12 protein-coding genes are annotated in these 18,677 nt (G+C 43.0%); 7 read left to right on the top strand and 5 right to left on the bottom strand.

Annotation, left to right across the window (positions count from 1 at the left end; all coding sequences use genetic code 11):
• Window positions 1-116 precede the first annotated feature (116 nt).
• Entirely contained in the window at window positions 117-3,620 is a 3,504-nt protein-coding gene (locus tag B2866_RS03795) for an ATP-binding protein (protein ID WP_296190843.1), read from the bottom strand.
• A gap of 548 nt (window positions 3,621-4,168) precedes the next feature.
• Here B2866_RS03795 and cysM point away from each other — a divergent pair.
• From cysM to B2866_RS03765, 6 genes are all read left to right on the top strand, one after another.
• Entirely contained in the window at window positions 4,169-5,113 is a 945-nt protein-coding gene (gene cysM / locus B2866_RS03790; protein ID WP_296190842.1) for a cysteine synthase CysM, read from the top strand.
• Between the two features lie 40 nt (window positions 5,114-5,153).
• Window positions 5,154-5,978, top strand: a complete 825-nt coding sequence (locus tag B2866_RS03785; RefSeq protein WP_296190841.1) for a 3'-5' exonuclease — start codon at window positions 5,154-5,156, stop codon at window positions 5,976-5,978.
• A gap of 159 nt (window positions 5,979-6,137) precedes the next feature.
• On the top strand, window positions 6,138-7,679 hold the full coding sequence (gene rlmD / locus B2866_RS03780; protein ID WP_296190840.1) for a 23S rRNA (uracil(1939)-C(5))-methyltransferase RlmD: 1,542 nt from the start codon (window positions 6,138-6,140) through the stop codon (window positions 7,677-7,679).
• A gap of 469 nt (window positions 7,680-8,148) precedes the next feature.
• Window positions 8,149-10,701, top strand: a complete 2,553-nt coding sequence (locus B2866_RS03775; protein WP_296190839.1) for a RelA/SpoT family protein — start codon at window positions 8,149-8,151, stop codon at window positions 10,699-10,701.
• Between the two features lie 80 nt (window positions 10,702-10,781).
• Entirely contained in the window at window positions 10,782-11,717 is a 936-nt protein-coding gene (gene mutM, locus B2866_RS03770; protein WP_296190838.1) for a bifunctional DNA-formamidopyrimidine glycosylase/DNA-(apurinic or apyrimidinic site) lyase, read from the top strand.
• Window positions 11,718-12,074: 357 nt separating this feature from the next.
• Window positions 12,075-12,515 (top strand): hypothetical protein, encoded by a 441-nt coding sequence (locus B2866_RS03765; protein ID WP_296190837.1) that lies wholly within the window; start codon window positions 12,075-12,077, stop codon window positions 12,513-12,515.
• A gap of 88 nt (window positions 12,516-12,603) precedes the next feature.
• Here B2866_RS03765 and mscL read toward each other — a convergent pair whose 3' ends face one another.
• The 3 genes from mscL to B2866_RS03750 form a co-directional block, all read right to left on the bottom strand.
• Entirely contained in the window at window positions 12,604-13,047 is a 444-nt protein-coding gene (mscL, locus tag B2866_RS03760; RefSeq protein ID WP_296190836.1) for a large conductance mechanosensitive channel protein MscL, read from the bottom strand.
• A gap of 266 nt (window positions 13,048-13,313) precedes the next feature.
• Window positions 13,314-15,161, bottom strand: coding sequence for a translational GTPase TypA (gene typA / locus B2866_RS03755; protein ID WP_296190835.1), 1,848 nt, complete (start codon window positions 15,159-15,161; stop codon window positions 13,314-13,316).
• A 349-nt stretch (window positions 15,162-15,510) separates the two neighbouring features.
• The gene (locus tag B2866_RS03750; RefSeq protein WP_296190834.1) at window positions 15,511-16,695 is read right to left on the bottom strand and encodes an OmpA family protein; all 1,185 of its coding nucleotides are present in this window, start codon (window positions 16,693-16,695) and stop codon (window positions 15,511-15,513) included.
• A 567-nt stretch (window positions 16,696-17,262) separates the two neighbouring features.
• Here B2866_RS03750 and B2866_RS03745 point away from each other — a divergent pair.
• The gene (locus B2866_RS03745; protein ID WP_296190833.1) at window positions 17,263-17,850 is read left to right on the top strand and encodes a GspH/FimT family pseudopilin; all 588 of its coding nucleotides are present in this window, start codon (window positions 17,263-17,265) and stop codon (window positions 17,848-17,850) included.
• Between the two features lie 19 nt (window positions 17,851-17,869).
• Here the strand turns inward: B2866_RS03745 and B2866_RS03740 are convergent, their stop codons facing one another.
• The gene (locus tag B2866_RS03740) at window positions 17,870-18,667 is read right to left on the bottom strand and encodes a pyridoxine 5'-phosphate synthase (RefSeq protein ID WP_296190831.1); all 798 of its coding nucleotides are present in this window, start codon (window positions 18,665-18,667) and stop codon (window positions 17,870-17,872) included.
• Window positions 18,668-18,677: the final 10 nt, after the last annotated feature.

Here is an 18,677-nt window from a genome sequence, read left to right as displayed (position 1 = left end):
AAACAACTATAATGTTGGTACTCAGATTAATATTAACAGCCTTACTGCAACCCTTCCTTATCAATAACTGACTGCTAGGGTATCGTTTAGCCTCAGCGGTTTGATAATTATCCGCTTTAAATCATTTTCCACGTCATATCATTTTCACTTAGGCGGTGATAATTAAGCTGCGGATACGCCGATAAATCCAGTGCTTGTAAATTATTTAACGCCGTTAATAACGCGTCATAATAAGGCTCAAGCATCGCAAACTGAGCCGGCGTGGTATGTTGAATATTCAATAAGCATTTATCTTCTAAGTCTTGGCTGGCCTGTCGTAACTGCGGCACGCCAGTATAACGACTGCCACCTAAGATACGATGAGCAATTTGCGCCAGCGCACTGCGGTTACGGCTCTCCCACGCCTGCATCAACGCCTGCTTTTCATCATTGATGGTATCGAGCATCATAATAATCAGCTTAGCAGCCAAATCGGGTTTATTGGCTGAACGCGTCAACGCATCTTGCCAATTTAAAATCTCCGAGGTATCAAGGATATTTGCGCCCATGTCTGTATTATTTTCCCCGTGTGCGTTATTTATTGCTTGCTCATCTTTAGCACGCTCTGACATCTGATAAGGCGGATAAGCCAATGGTGCTTGCCCCTGCCCTTGATAATGCAGATTCTCATAGTGTGGCTTTTCATAGCGTGGCTTCTCGTAACGTGGTTGGGTTTCGCGCGGCGTCTCGCGTCTATATTCTTCACGCGGCTGACTATCACGCAAATAGTCATCGCGAATTTTCTTTAATGATAAAGGTCGGGTGATTTTTGCCGGACTCTTCACTTTAGTATCAGAACTTGTATTGGCGATACGATTATCCTCGTTATCTTTGAGCAAAGGATAAGTTGGGGTTGTCACATCTGCATAAGAGGTCAAGGCGTTTTGATTCACCCCACTTTGTAAGTCAGAGCTGTGCAAGTTAGAGCTATGCAAGTCAGAGCTGTGCAAGTTATCGCTATGAAGAGTGGTTAATGGCGGCACTGAATCGGTACGACCAAGCCATTTTTGCAGCACTTGTAATAACTGCGGCTGGCTAATAGGTTTACCGACATAATCATTGATGCCGCTCGCAATCAGCTTATCGCGCTCATCGGCTAAGCCATGAGCGGTTAAGGCAATAATCGGAATATGATGATCAGAGGTTTCGATATTACGGATTTGCCGCGCTGCTTCATGCCCTGACATACGCGGCATTTGAATATCCATAAATATCAAATCGATACTGTTTTTGTGCGCCGTACTACCTTTATCATCTGTCGTAGTATCGTCAAGATGTAATGGATTAACCGCCGATTTACTAGCATCATCACGCGCTTCGGCTTTAGATATTTGAGTTTTTTTCGACAGACTTTGGCTGTCAGTTTTAGCATTCTTAATATGTTTGGTCTGCTGTTTACTGATGATTTCTATCGCATCAAAACCGCTGCTGGCGGTAATGACATGGATGCCAAGTTCACTTAGCAGCGCATCAAGCACCAGTAAGTTTGGCAAATGGTCATCGACAGCTAGCACAGTCACGCCTTTCCAGCGCGGCTCTTGAACGCCACTCGGAGCGCTGCGCTTTTGCGTATCAAGCATGGCATAGAGCTGTCTTTTATCTAAAGGCTCATACAGAATATTGGCATGATAACGATTGAGCAGCGCTTGATCGGCGGCAACTTGATAGCCAAATACCGCAAGCTTTCCTTGATAATGCAGGCGAATTTGTTTGAGTAGCGCCATCATATCGTCTTGTGTATCGTCATCCACGATGACCCAATCCCAATAATTACCGCGCTCTTTGAGCGACTCAAGTACGCCCGGTAAAGAGTTTGCTTGGGTCAGGGTAATCGGTAAATGTTGCAGGCTGGCTTTGAGCACCTGTATCGACGCGGTATGATTGATCCAAACCAGCACATTAAACTCGTCCGTATCGCTGGCAAGTGGCGCGAGCACTGGCAACTCAATCGTTTGCCCAGTCGCCGCCTCTAAAACATCGACATGGGCTGGCATCCGAAACCAAAACGTTGCCCCTTGGTTCGAGATGTTTTCTTGCACATTGTCATAAAAACCAATATCGCCGCCCATCAGCCGCGTTAACTGCTTGGAGATGACCAGACCCAAGCCGGTACCACCATATTGGCGCGTAATCGACGGATCGCCTTGGCTAAAGCTTTGAAAAAGCATTTTTTGGTCAGATAATGAAATGCCTTTACCGCTATCTTGCACACTAATCATCAAATAATTGTCGCGATGATCGTCTAAGCTCACGCGTACGACCACATCGCCACTATCGGTAAACTTAATGGCATTACCAACGATATTGGTCAGTACTTGCTTAAGGCGCAAAGCATCGCCGTTGATGCGCATCGGCACGTCGTTATAAAACAGCACCGCCATGCGCAGACCTTTTTCGGCAGCAACCGGCGATAGCATATCGACCACGTCATAGATGGTGTCATAAAGGTCAAACTCGTGACGATCAAGGACCAGTTTACCCGCTTCAATCTTAGAGAAATCCAATACGTCATTTACGAGCGCCAACAGATGCGCTGATGATTTACGGATGGTTTGCACATATAAATCTTGTTCAGGGTTGAGCTCACCATGTCGCGCCAGCAAATTAATAAAACCATCGATACTGTTTAATGGTGTACGCAATTCATGGCTGATATTGGCCAAAAACGCCGATTTTGCTTGGCTGGTTGAGATTGCCGCATCGCGGGCATTACGGATAGAGATATTTTGCATTTCCATCTCATCAAATGCCAAGCGCAAATCATCTTCGGTCTGTTCGGCATGATCTTTTAAATCTTGGAAGCTGGCATGGAGACGACGTAACGTCCTGACCAAATCTTGCTGCAATAAGTTCAGCTCACCATTTGATTCGACCGGAATAGGCTGATAAAGATTGTCGACATGGGTACGTTGTAATTGCAAACGTAGCTCGTAAATCGGCGCAATCCAACGTTTTGAATAGATATTTAAGCTCAATAACAAAATTAAAATCGTAAATAAACCAGTAATTGCCAATGCCATGGCGATACGATAACGGGCGATATAAAGCGGCTCATTATCCATATCAATAATAAGCCACAGTTGCTGCCCGTCAAACTCTCCCAAGCTACTACCGTAAGCGGTGCCAATGGGCGTTGGTTGTTGCGATAAAAAGCGCTGTGAAGATTCTATCTGAGGCCAAGCTTCCTCGGTGCCGTAGCCCACGCTTGCCAGCACTTTATTATTTTGATTGATAATCGCAATACGCTGGACATGCTGCTCGGACTGCATACGCCCGAGCCTATCTTGAATACCTGCTAAGGCTGCTATTGCCGTTTGCGAGTTGTCCGCTGCCTTATTTTTATCATCGTTATTCTCTGCCTGCTCTTGCTCTAATAACTCAGGAACCAGCTCCGCAATTGTTGGTGTATAACGAATCAGTACCGCCTCTGCTAACGCTTCTTGCTCTGAATTACTGGCACGCATGGTTTCATAAAACACCAAAATGCCACCGACCGCTGCCAATAAACAAATCGGCAAAAACACCAATATAATCAGCTGACCATAAGCGCTACTGGTATCAAAACGTTTTTTGTAAGCCATGCTGGATTTACTCTCCACTGATTTTGGCGCTAAATATTATTACTGGTGAATATTATTATTGATAAACACTGTACGGCGCGCTTGGATATTGATTACTTATTAAGCATTAATGGTAAGCCATCAAGAATAACTTAAGATTATCTTAGCAGGATTCTAACGAGGGCGGTTAACCATTCCTTGGCAAACTTTTCTCGCTTCACTCTTTTCTCGCTTCACTTACTCATGCACTTTCATTATTCAAGGTTATCGTAAGCAGTCCGCTTTTAGTATTTTGTTTATGCCGATTTGTTTATGCATATAAGTACACTGCTTATCCTCAATAAAAATTTATGCATTAAGCGCAGCCGAAAACAAAATGATATAATGACGCAACTTTTTATTCACCACAATAAACCTCTAATAGTTATAAAGTACTGAATTATTATTGATAAGCGCTTAGTAGCTAGCGATTAATACCTAGTATTTAAACTGCTTTAATTTATAAATAGGTTCAGTTCATAAACAGTGCCAATTAAAAACTTAATAATTAATCATTATAAGGATACCTTATGTCCGCTACGGCCCAGTCAAACGCCAATTTTATTACGCAAATCACTGATCTTGCCGATTGCGTGGGTAAGACGCCCTTGGTCAAGTTAAATCGCCTGCCTGAGCAAGAGCAGATTGCCAATGGCGCGACATTACTCGCCAAGCTTGAAGGCAATAACCCTGCGGGTTCGGTAAAAGACCGTCCAGCATTTAATATGATTTATCAGGCTGAGCAGCGCGGTGATATTAAACCTGGTGATATGCTCATTGAAGCGACCAGCGGCAATACTGGTATTGCTTTGGCGATGGTGGCGGCCATGCGTGGTTATCCAATTACTCTATTTATGCCAACCAACTCGACCCAAGAGCGTAAAGATGCGATGGCCGCTTATGGCGCCACGCTTATCGAGGTGGACGAAGGCATAGAAGCCGCGCGTGATATGGCGCTGCAAATGCAAACCGACGGTAAAGGCATTGTGCTCGATCAATTTAACAACCCCGATAATAAACAAGCGCACTATCTGACCACCGGTCCTGAGCTTTGGGCACAAACGGACGGTAAAATCACTCATTTTATCAGCTCGATGGGCACCACAGGTACTATTACTGGCGTCGCGCAATATCTCAAAGAGCAAAACCCTGAGGTCAAAATCATCGGCCTACAACCTGACGAAGAAGCGTCTATCGCTGGTATTCGCCGCTGGCCTGCCGCTTATATGCCAGGTATTTTTGAAGCAGATTTGGTTGATGACATCATGGATGTTGATCAGCGTGTCGCTGAAGTTTATATGCGTAAACTGGCGAAAACTGAAGGCATTTTTGCTGGGGTGTCATCAGGTGCAGCGGCATGGGCCGCAACCGAAGTCGCAAGAGCAAACCCAGATGCTGTGATTGCTTTTATCGTTTGTGACCGCGGTGATCGTTATTTATCGACGGGCCTATATAATGTGAATGACAGCAACTGATAACGTCACTTCGTAAGCTTAAAAACAAGCAGGATTGTTTATGTCAAACGCCCTTTCTTCCAAACCTATCTTGGTCTTTGATATTGAGACGGTTGCCGATACCGATGCTGCCCGCCGTATCTATCCGCAGTTGGCTGAGCTTAATGATGCCGATGCTTTAAGCGCATTGACAGCACTGCGACTCCAAGAAGCAGGTCACGATTTTATGCGTTTGCCCTTGCAGCGCATTGTCTGTATTTCTGCCCTTTATATTAAAGACGGCAAATTTTCCCTGTTTTCTTTGACCGCCGATAAGTTTAGCGAAAAAGACATACTGAGCAAATTTTTTCGCGCCTTTAGTGACCTTGAAAAGCTGCCACAGCTGATTAGTTGGAACGGCTCGGGTTTTGATATTCCAGTGCTTATTTATCGCGCCATGCAGTATGACTTATCCGCGCCGTGGTTATTTGAAGAAGGTGAGCGTATCAAAAACATGCGCTTTGATAACTACGTCAATCGTTTCCACAGTCGCCATCTTGATTTGATGGACAGATTCAGCCAATACGGTGCCAGCCGCCGCGAAGCCATGGATGTCGTCGCCAGCCTTTATGGCTTGCCCGGTAAAACCAATGTCGATGGCAGTATGGTTGGCGAGCTGGTCAGCAATGATGACTGGCAAACACTGTCAATATATTGCGAATCTGATGTGATGAATACTTGGCTGATATATCTGCGCTGGCTGCGTTTAACAGGGCAATTGTCCTCGCCAGATTTTGAGGCGTGGCAGCAGCAAAGCCGTGACTATTTGGCCCAATATACTCAAGCAGATGGCAGTCCACGCCATCACGAATTTATTGCCGATTGGTCATCCGCGCCTGCGCCATAGCAGACATTTTTATTTAACGAGCGTCTTTATAAGAACTTCTTTATAAAAGCTTTTTTATAAAAACGCTTTCATAGAAATGACGTTTTAACAGCTAACGTCTCACTCTTATTTTTAGTTATTCATCTTTTATTGCTTACTCTTTATTATTAAGGCAGGTTTATGCAGCCCACCGATTCACAGAACTCTACTACCCTAGATACCAACCAACAGCCTAACGAGGCTCAGACCATCACCATGCCGCCAAGTAAGAAAAAATCTAAGCCCTCATCGAAAACACGCCGCCGTTTGAAAGATGCTGAGCCATTACCGTTTAACATCGACGGCTTATCACATGATGGTCGCGGCGTTGCTATTTATGGCAACGGTTTCGGTGAAGCCGATGGTCATATCGAAGACAAACATGGCAAAAAGATTTTTGTCAGCTTTGCATTACCAGGCGAAAGCGCCTTAGTCAAAATCACCAATAGCCGTAGCAGTTTTGAAGAAGGTGATGCGGTGAGCATTACTGCCAATCCAAACCCTGAGCGCGCAGTAGCGCCCTGCCCGCATTTTGGCGTTTGTGGCGGCTGTAGTTTGCAACATTGGCAGCCCGATGGTCAGATCAACTTTAAGCAATCTGTGCTTGCTGAATTGCTTATGCATCAAGCCAATGTCGAACCAGAGCATTGGCTCGCGCCCGTGGTTGGCGATCGCTTAGGTTACCGTACCAAAGCGCGACTTGGCGTGCGTTATGTCGCCAAAAAAGAAACCGCCTTGGTGGGTTTCCGTGAGCGTTCAAGTAACTTTTTAGCCGAGTTAAATGAGTGTCATATCTTAGACCCGCGGATTGGTTTTGAGATTGAAAATCTAAAAGCGCTTATCAGCACACTTGAGAGTCGTGACAAGATTGCTCAGCTTGAATTAGCCATGGGCGAAGCGCTGCCAGAGTTGCCTGATGGTAATCAGCCGGTTGCGCTTATTGTGCGTAACTTGGCACCATTATCAGATGCCGATATCGAGAAGCTAAAAACGTTTTTTGCGGCGCGCAATTGGCAGTTGTATTTACAGTCAAAAGGCGCCGATAGCATTCAGCGTATTGCCTTGACGGATAATGACGATATGAGTGAGCAGTTTGGGCGCTTATATTATCAGCTGCCTGAGTATGATTTGACCTTTGAATTTATTCCAACGGACTTCACTCAGGTCAATTTATCGGTCAATCGTCAAATGACCAAGCTTGCTTGCGACTTGCTAGATTTAAAAGCGGGCGAACGTGTGCTCGATTTATTCAGTGGTTTGGGTAACTTTAGCTTACCGCTTGCGCGTTTGGTCGGCGAAACTGGCTCGGTGGTTGGCGTTGAAGGCAGTGAAGCCATGACTGCTCGCGCTGCTAATAATGCACGCCGCAATGGCATTACTAATACGGCGTTTTATAGCCAAGACTTAACCCAAGATTGCACGGATAAACCTTGGGCCAATCAAGGCTTTGATGCGTTACTCATTGACCCACCGCGTTCGGGCGCGTGGGAGATTATGCAGTATCTGCCAAAGTTCAATGCCGAGCGTATTGTCTATGTCTCTTGTAACCCTGCTACCCTTGCCCGCGATACCAAAGCTTTGCTAGAGCAAGGCTATCGTTTGACGCATGCAGGCGTGATGGATATGTTCTGTCATACGGGTCACGTCGAATCTATTGCGCGCTTTGAGAAAGTATCCGCTTAGCATCAATTTTAATGATGTTTAAAGTAAGATGTTTCAAAAGACTTTGTTTTAGCGCAGCGGGTTTTAATACACGCTGTTCTAAAACACCAAGATAACGTATGACAGATATAAATAAAGACGACCTTTTTTACCCTATTAATTTAAGCAAAAATGGCCTGAACGATAGGGCTAAAAAGGTGTTATGTTATCGAAAGCGACATTATCATTACAGAGCCTTGCTTGATTTGTCATTGTGAAATGAGATAATAACAGCCAATGTATTTAGGCTTTCTTCAGCAAGATATCGTGAGTATCCTTTATCCTTACTCAGCGCTTTATATATTATTTATGTTTGTCATTTTATAGCTGCTAAAAATGGATTTTTTAGCGGCTGAATTGATTTATAGCTGACACTTTACCTATGGAAACCTCAAAGTGTGTTCGGTAAATGGGCTTCTAATCAATTTAGAATAGCTAAGAGGAGTGGGCTATGGTAAAAATTCGTGAAGGGCTACCGCTGGTAGATGGACAAACCACGCAAGCCGATAGCGCAACATTGGCGGCACAACTGGTTGCGAGTCAACGCTCTCATCAGTCTGCCAATAGCTATGCCCAAATTCCACACGACATCAAATATCAACTGTCCACTCATAAGTTGCATACCACCTTTGATCGCTCTGCTCAGTATGCTTACCACAGCCATGACCCTAACCTTGAAGATGAATATTTAGACAATCAATTGCTTGATGATGCCAATGCGCTTTCGGCACAAGAACTAGAAGCCATTGATTTAGATCAGATAAATATTGATGTCCCTACTTGGCTGGATAATGTTGCCAAGCGTATCGGGCAAGAGTCTGTGCCCAATCTTGCTAGCGCTTGCGAATTTATCCGCAGTCATATGAATACCAGTGAATCTGAGCGTTCAGGCGCTTATGTCACCGGTATTGCTATGACCGATATCCTAACCTACCTGTATCAAGATGAAAATGCGCTGGTTGCAGCGATGCTTTATCGTAGCGCCCGCAAATCGATTATTAGCTTAGCTGAAATTGAAAAAAAATTCGGTGCCGATATCTCAACCTTGGTCAAAGATACCTTGGCGATGGGGAAACTGTCCGAAATCATCGAAAGCAATAAACGCTTAGAAGACCATTTTGTTAATAATCAGCGCGATCAGCTCTCCAACATTTATAGCATGCTCATCTCTGTGACCAACGATGTGCGCGTGGTGCTGATTAAATTGGCTGAGCGTACCTTTGCCATGCGCGAACTGACTTTTTCTAGCGAAGAGCGGCAATATCGGGTCGCGCGTGAGGTCATGACCATTTATGCGCCACTGGCTCATAGGCTTGGCATTGCCCAATTAAAATGGGAGCTTGAAGACTTAGCCTTTCGCTATCTAGCGCCCGAGCGTTATAAAGAAATTGCCAAACTGTTATCAGAAAAACGCAGCGAACGTGAGTCTTATATTCAGCGCGTACAAGATAAGCTCAATGCGGCATTAGCGGAAGCGGGTATCGAAGGCGAAGTTTCAGGTCGCGTCAAGCACATCTACTCTATCTACCGGAAAATGAAGCTTAAAGGTTTATCCTTTGATCAGCTTTATGACATACGTGCGTTACGGGTTTTGGTCAATAATCCTTCAGACTGCTATCACGTTTTGGGCTTGGTACATGGTTTATGGCGCTATATCCCTGAACAATTTGACGACTATATTACCAATCCAAAATCCAACGGTTATCGCTCGCTCCATACCGCCGTTATTGCCGAAAACAAGTCGCTTGAAGTGCAAATTCGTACCCATGAGATGCACTTTGAAGCCGAGCTTGGCATGTGCGCGCACGTCAATTACAAAGAAGGCCTGAAAAATAAAAAGGACAATTACCTTAACCAACGAATCAGCTCATTACGTCAGCTACTATCGATTAATAATGAAACGCGCAATCAGCCGCGCTCAGCACTATTGACCGGTGAAGAGTTAGAAGAGATCGAGTTTGACGACGAAGAGCAGTTGGTTGATTTTGATGAGCTCGAACGTATTTATATCTTTAGTCGCGATGGCGATATTACCGAGCTGCCAAAAGGCGCAACGGTATTGGACTTTGCTTACTATGTACACACGCAAGTCGGTAATCGGGCGCAAGCGGCGCGCGTCAATCAGCGCTATGTGCCGCTGACTTACCAGTTAAAAACGGGCGAACAAGTTGAGATTATCACCAAAGCCTCGCGTGAACCGAACCGCGATTGGTTGGTGGCCTCGCTCGGTTATATCCATACCAACCGCGCCCGCTCAAAACTGCGTCAATGGTTTAATAAGCAAGACCGCGATAAAAATATCGAGATAGGTCGCCAAATGCTCAGTAAAGAGCTTGAGCGCTTGTCGGTACATCCGAACAGTATCGATTTAAACGATTATATTCAGCATTTTAATGTCAATAATACCGATGATATCGTGGTTGGTTTGGTCACGGGTGATATCAGTCTTAATCAGTTGACCAGTCATATTTCTCGGCAGTTAGATTTAGAGCCTGAAAAACCTGAAGAAGATTTTACCCCTAGTATTGATACGAGAAACGCTGGGAAACTTGACGCTTACAAAATCCGTATCGATGGTTTGGATAATATCGAGATTAACCTAGCCGGCTGCTGCCATCCTGTTCACGGTGAACCTATCGCAGGCTACATTACCTTATCGCGCGGCGTCAGCGTGCATAACCGTGGCTGCCCTGAATACCTGCGCTTAATTGAACGTGACCCTGAGCGTGAAATTGAGGCGGCTTGGACGGTTAAAGCTGGTCGTTATCAGCCGGTAGACATTCACATTGAAGCCTATGACAGGCGCGGATTACTACGTGATTTGACCCAAATTATTGATAAAGAAAATGTCAATATTCGTCAGGTTGAGACGCTCAGTAACGATGACAATATCGCCTTTTTAAAGTTCCATATTGAGGTTTCAGGGCTCGCGCATTTGTCAAAGTTACTTGCCAAACTCGAACAGCAACATGGTATCTTACATGCTCGCCGCGCTGTTGTTTGATAACCAAAGCTTCGAAAGTTTCAAAGATTTGAAACTTTCAAATGGCCCTTTATACCTAATAGAGTCTGATAAGAAATACTATGCCTGAGTTGCCCGAAGTAGAAACAACCAAAACCAGCCTGACACCGTTATTAGGTCAACAAGTGGTCGATGTCAAAGTTTTCCAGCCAAAACTACGCTGGTCGATGCCTGATGACTTGAGTGAATTGGTCGATTACACTTTGGACAGTGTCGAGCGCCGAGCGAAGTATTTAATCCTAAACTTTATACCGCTCATTTCTGCCAGTAACAATACCTCTATTCAAGCAGGTAGCTTAGCACCGCGCCAACTTTTGATTCACCTTGGTATGTCGGGTAGCTTACAGCAGCACAGCTATGGCACCGATAAGCGTAAACATGACCATTTATTAGTGACATTTAGCGGCGCTGATAATAGCCAAACACAGCTACATTATTATGATCCAAGGCGATTTGGTTCAGTGTTATGGTTTGAAGATTACGGTCATAAGCTTTTAGGCCATCTAGGTCTCGAGCCATTATCAGCAGACTTTACCGCTGATTATTTATATCATTTAATTCAGCGCTCGGACAATCCAAACCAAACCTCTGATAACAATATATCTGATAAAACCAATAGTAAGCAGCCTATCAAACGCGCAATTAAATCAGTGATTATGGAGCAGCAAGTCGTTGTCGGCGTTGGTAATATTTATGCAACTGAAAGCCTTTATTTATCAGGTATTCATCCGGCAACACCGGCCAATGAGGTCTCCTATGGGCAGATAGTCACCTTGGTTGAGCATATCAAAATCATCTTAAAAAAGGCCATCACGCTAGGTGGCTCTACCTTACGCGATTTTACTGTTGCCAGCGGCCAGACAGGCTACTTTCAACAAACCTTAAATGTTTATGGCAGACAAGGAGAGACTTGTCCACACTGTGACACCCTTTTAGAAAACATTAAGCTCAACGGACGAGCCAGTGTCTTCTGTCCTAACTGTCAGCCTGCTAAATAACGCATTTCTAAATGGCCTTACAACTGAAGATTTAAAAAGTCTGCAAAGCTATAAAGCACCGAATTGCCACCATGAATCCTTTTTATGGAAATATGATTTAACGCCCTTAAAAATTCCATTCAAACTTAGTCGCTTTAAAAACATCTTTCATATAAAGATATCCTGCGCATTTTTGTTGCTTATTGGCTTAAATCTTGCTTTAATAGGGCCAATATTTACATAAATAGTGCAAAGCGTTTATTTATCTGTAATATTAAAATATCTATCGTTGTCGCATTATTTCTATAGCAGGCTTGTCTCTATATAGAAATAGCAGCAGCTATGAATCATACTTCTTATGAGTTTTAGGATATCATTATGAGCGCTCCCGCTAAAATGAAACGCACCGTCAAATATAAGTTAGTGACCATGATGGCAATTGTAAGCTTAATTTTTGCTAGCATGCAGCCTGCTTTAGCCGCGATAGAAATTGATGAAACGGATTTTGGTCCCTCTTATGAGACTATGGTAGTGGATACTATTGTAGGTAAACCATTACAGTTGGTGAACGCTGTCGCAGGCACAGCCGCTTATATTGTAAGCCTACCCTTCTCTCTTATTGGCGGTAATGCCGACCAAGCACAGCAGAAATTATTCGTTGAACCCTGGGATGCCATGGGACGCTGCTTAGGCTGTACGGTTGCCGAAGATAACTATTATAAGTCACAAGTCGTTGACAATAATGTCGTTCGTATTGTGGTCGATGGTCCTTCAGAAATTCTCATTAATACCAATGACTATGTGGTAGTGACGCCATAATTGATAAGCTCCAAGCTTATCAATTGACAATAAAAAAGGCTAACTTATCGTTAGCCTTTTTTGATTCTGGTGAGCGAATTATATAATTCTATTTTGTAAGGTGAGTATTACTCAGCTTAGCGCTAATCTCACGCAGTAATTGCACCTCTTCTGACGGCTCCGCTATGGCTTCTTCTACCTCATCTGCACGGCGTAATCTATTCACCATTTTTACCATCATAAAGATGATAAACGCCAAAATTAGGAAGTTAATCAGTACGGTGATAAAGCTACCATAAGCCAATACCGGTACACCTGCTGCTTTGAGTGCATCATAAGTCATCGCAACGCCTTCGGGTGCATCTCCTAGTATAAAAAACATATTTTTAAAGTTGATTTCGCCGCCCGCAATAAAAGCAACGATTGGCATAATAATATCTTCAACTAAAGAAGTCGTAATAGTAGCAAACGCTCCACCAATGATGACACCGACCGCTAGGTCCATCACGTTGCCTTTTAAAGCAAATTCCTTAAACTCAGATACCATACTCATAATGTCACTCCTAAAAGGTTTTACCTATGGTCAGGTAAATAATTAAATGTATATGCTTAATTAGAGATAATGAAAGCAATTCTAAACAATGCGTTATAACTGATTAGTCTCACTATTATATATAAAAGATAGGTACAAAAAAAGCAATATAAAGTGAACCATATTCGATTCACTCTATACTGCTGATTATAACTTTGCCGCAATAGAAATAAAGAACTTCTTTATTCTTATTAAATCATTCTGTCAATTCTTAACAAAATGAATGATTAAGCACCTTTCTTACGGCCGTGACGCTTACGCTCATTTTCAGTCAAATAACGCTTACGAAGACGTATGGCTTTTGGCGTTACTTCTACTAATTCGTCATCTTGAATGAACTCAAGCGCTTGCTCAAGGGTAAATTTAACCGCTGGCGTTAGCGTCAACGCTTCATCAGTACCACTGGCACGGACGTTGGTTAACTGTTTAGCCGTTGTTGGGTTCACAACCATGTCATCATTACGAGAGTTCAGACCAACGATCATACCTTCATAAACTTCAAGCTGTGGCTCAGCGAACAATTTACCACGTTTTTGTAGGTTAAATAGCGCGAAACCTAAGCAAACACCATTTGCCATAGACACCAATACGCCATTTGAACGACCACCAACATCACCAATCTTTTGTGGACCGTAATGTGAGAAGCTTGAAGTCATGATACCAGTACCCGACGTCAGGGTTAAGAACTCTGAACGGAAACCAATCAAACCACGCGCAGGCATTGTTGCTTCAATACGCATACGACCTTTACCATCAAGCTCCATATTGGTCATCTCGCCTTTACGCAAGCCGACTTGCTCCATAATTGGACCTTGATGCGCGTCTTCAATATCAAAGACAACGTTTTCATACGGCTCTTGTAGCTTGCCATCAACTTCTTTAACAATAACTTCTGGACCTGATACACCTAGCTCAAAGCCTTCGCGGCGCATGTTTTCAATCAATACTGATAAATGCAGCTCACCACGACCTGATACTTTAAATTTATCTGGAGACTCGGTATCTTCTACACGTAGTGCCACGTTGTGAATCAATTCACGCTCGAGACGCTCACGAATATTACGTGACGTCACAAATTTACCTTCACGACCGGCAAATGGTGAGTTGTTTACTTGGAAGTTCATTGATACTGTCGGTTCATCAACAGTCAATGCTGGTAACGCTTCAACGTGGTTAGGGTCACAAATGGTGTCTGAAATATTTAGAGCATCAATACCAGTAATACAAACGATATCGCCCGCTTGCGCGTCTTCTACTTCAATACGCTCAAGACCGTGATAACCCATGATTTTTAGGATACGACCGTTACGCGTTTTACCATTTTTATCAATGACAGTCACAGGCGTATTGGTTTTAACTTTACCGCGCTGAATACGGCCAATACCGATAACACCCACGAAGCTGTTATAGTCAAGACTAGAGATTTGCATGCGGAAAGGGGCATCTGCATCGACTTGCGGTGGCTGTACCACATCAACAATAGTTTTGAACAATGGCGTCATGTCATCTGCTAAGTTGTCGGCTTCTAAGCCAGCAATACCGTTTAACGCTGATGCATAAACCACTGGAAAATCCAACTGCTCATCAGTAGCACCTAGATTGTCAAATAGATCGAAGATTTGATCCATTACCCAATCAGGACGTGAACCAGGACGGTCGATTTTATTGATAACCACAATCGGCTTTAGGCCTTGCTCGAACGCTTTTTGAGTCACGAAACGGGTTTGTGGCATTGGGCCATCAACACCGTCAACAACCAACAATACGCAGTCAACCATTGACATAACGCGTTCAACTTCGCCACCAAAGTCGGCGTGACCTGGGGTGTCGACAATATTAATACGGTATTCAGTACCATCAGTGTCATCTGTCCAACGGATGGCCGTATTTTTCGCCAAAATAGTAATGCCACGTTCTTGCTCAATATCACCTGAATCCATTGCGCGTTCCGCAATGTTTGCACGGTCGCCAAAAGTACCAGATTGATGTAATAACTTATCAACCAAAGTGGTTTTACCGTGGTCAACGTGGGCAATAATTGCAATGTTACGCAGGTGTTTGATATCGTTCGCCATATAAAATGCTCGTTTCGTCTTAAAAAATGCAGTAGCAGTAAGCACCGCTGGATAAACTGTTGCCATCAATCAGATAGACATGATTACTTTATGATTAAATGATTGTGCAATAGGCAGATTGGCTAATATTAGTAAAATCAAATACCTATGCTCATAAATCCATCGTACAGATAGCTATGCTAATGTACACTTTGTCAATTTACAAAGTGTTTGGGTCGCTAGTATAACATTATTGCACCATCAATTTATGCAATAACTTACTTTTCTTACTACATAAATAAAAAAAAGCCACCCAAAGGATGACTTTTTTTGTAACTAATTAAGTTAACACATAATTAGTAGCGACTATTTATTGAACAACCATATCTTTAGTTTGTTCAACAGTCATGGTTTTGTCACCAGTGATAATGGCATATACACGACGGTTCATAGCGCGACCTTCTTCAGTGTTGTTATCAGCGATTGGTTGGTCATAACCATAGCCAACTGTTGATAGACGGTTTGGCTCGATACCAAATTCGTTAGTCAACATAGATTTAACTGCAACTGCACGGGCTTCAGATAGACGTTGGTTATAACGTGCTGAAGGACCTGTTTTAGAAGCGTGACCTTCAACGCGAGCGGTAGAGTTAGGATACTCACGCATCTTCTCTGCTACTTTAGCAATTTCAGGTTTGTATTGGTTTTTGATAGTTGATTTGTCGTTATCAAAGAATACACGTAGCTCCATTTTTAGCTCATCAGTAATATCTACTGGTACTGGGCAACCACGCTCATCAACTACAACGTTCATTGGAGTGCCTGGGCATGCATCGATGCTATCAGGTACACCATCACCGTCAGAGTCAAGATCAGACTCAACGACCACTACTGGAGCAGTGTTAACTAATGGCTCTTGCATCGGCGGTACAGCAACAGTAGGAGCTAAGTGACCACCTAGTACAACTTCTAGACCCGCTAGAGCCATACCTTCCCACCAGTTTTGGTCAAAGTTATGAATCGCACGACCTTCACCACGTAGGCTTAGCGCGTCGTTAATACGATACATAGCACCTAGACCTAGGTTACCGATAGTATCTTTTGTACCTGAAACCATATTACCGTTAGCATCTTCGATTTCAAGTTTAGACTGACCAGCACCGATCAAAGCATAAGGTTTAAATGCATTGTCTGTATAACCACTGAACTCTTCAAAACCGATCAAGAAGTTACCAGAAATCATTTCATGTTCAGCATCAGCATTATAAGCTGAACCTCTGTTGCTTATTGCATCAGTATTAGAAACACCATACTCTACTTGAAACTGAGTAGAAGGAGTCAACTCGATACCAAGTGCTGCACCAGTATATAAGCCGTTTTCTACATAATAGTTTTCTGCACCATCATTATAGTTTGCTAGTAGATCACGTTGGTCCTCACCATCTTCAGTCCAATGATAACCAAGTAGTAACGGAGTAATAGTAACACCAGCGTTTGCTGCTAGTGGAGCCGCTGTGATGGCAAATAAAGCCAAAGCAATTTTATTTAATTTCATGAACTTCCTCCAAAGGATAATTTTAGTAATGCGTTAAGCAAAACCGCATCTCAAGATGCCCAAAAGCAGACATCATTTACGAATTTGAAATTACAAAGCAAAACCAATTAAGAAGTAGCTTAGCGATTATCAATTCAGTTTACAACTTTTTTCGTTAACCAGCTACACATTATTACACGATAATGTCATAACTAAAACACATTAGCCAGCTTAACTTACTGACAACTAACACACTTTACACTTTTTATCTTTTGTGTGTGAGGTCGCAATAGATGATGAAACGAATCCTATCTATTGTTTCAAGATATTTTAATACAAAACGTTAATTTTCTCTATTGCTAAAACTCCTTATTCACGAATTGAAACATTCTTTGACAGTAGACATATATTTAGTTTATATTTACCATAATGAACATTATTCGACTTATATGCAATATGTCTCAAAATTAAACTAGCTTTATACATTTTTAAAAATTTGGTCTTAAGCTTCAGGTTAGTCGATTTTTCACATTTTTTACTTTCGCATCTTTCATATAGCCATACCGCTTATATAGGTAGCAGTCTCTCATGATTGAATTATATAAAGTATTGTCAAGAAAGCAACCTCACTTTCAGGCCCAAAGTAAATTTGGTTTTACCTTAATAGAACTGATTGTTACTGTCGCCGTTTTAGCTATTATCGTAATGATTGCGACGCCTTATATATTGGAGCAATTGGCTAGTATGGAAGCAAAACGTATTGAGGGACAAATTAAAAACACCTTAAAATTAGCGAAAGCTGAAAGCCTTATTAGAAGGCAAGACTTACTGGTTTGCCTGTCTAATAACGGCGGCACATGTGACAGAGACAGCTATAAAAAGCTATTGCTATTTTTAGATACAAATAATAATAACAACTTTGACGTAGGTGTTGATGGTTTATTAGAAGAACAAGCACTAGAACCTAAATACAGCACCTTGTACCTAAGAGTAGGAAATAAACGCCATTACACAAAATTTTGGGGTGATAGCGGTAGTCCACGCGGCCATTTCGGCCATATTAAGTACTGTCCAACCTCAACGTACAATCACACCATGTATCAAATTTCATTCAACCAAGGCGGTGGCATTACTTATAAACCTAACGCAAGCCACCCTACTGATTGTGGAAATTAAAAAAACAACATGAAAATCATCAAACACTTTGATGCATAGCGGATTTCATCATAATAATTGCTTGTTCTAATCCCACAAAGACAGCGTCAGCAATGAGGGCATGTCCGATATTTAACTCATATATGCCATCAATTTGCGCAATAGCGTGGACATTATCACGTGTCAAACCATGACCCGCATTAACCAGAAGCTTAGAATTAGCATGTTGCGCAGTTTGCACAGCTTGCTTAATGCGAGCAAGCTCATCGTTCATTTTAGCGATATTACCTGCTAAACCGGCTTCCGCATAAGCGCCAGTATGTAGCTCAATTGCATCTGCCCCACAGCTTACCGCTGCCGCAATCTGCTTATCTTCTGGATCAATAAACAAAGAAACTTTGATACCGACTGCTTGCAAGTTGCTGATGTAATCCGTCAACCAAGTTATTTGACCTGCAACATCAAGACCACCTTCGGTAGTCAATTCCGCACGTTTTTCAGGTACTAAACATACCCAAAATGGCTTAACCTGACGAGCAATCTCTAGCATCTCAGGCGTTGCTGCCATCTCCAAGTTCATTTTAGTGGTTAGCTGCTCAGCAATTTCATAAACGTCCGCATCTTGAATGTGACGGCGGTCTTCACGCAAATGAATAGTGATACCATCAGCTCCAGCTTGCTCACATAGCAGAGCAGCCGCCAATGGGCTAGGATAACTGACACCACGTGCCTGACGTAAAGTCGCTACATGGTCAATATTTACCCCCAATAGAGGCTTTTTTAAGTCGTTCTCTGAGGTTTGTGCTAAGGGGGGTGTCTGTACTGTAGTATTAGTCATAAAAGATCCT

Origin of the sequence: Psychrobacter sp. UBA3483, from assembly GCF_002377905.1 — a bacterium.
GTDB lineage: Bacteria > Pseudomonadota > Gammaproteobacteria > Pseudomonadales > Moraxellaceae > Psychrobacter.
The sequence above is the reverse complement of the archived record's forward strand: the minus strand, read 5'-3'. Positions and strand labels throughout refer to the sequence as shown.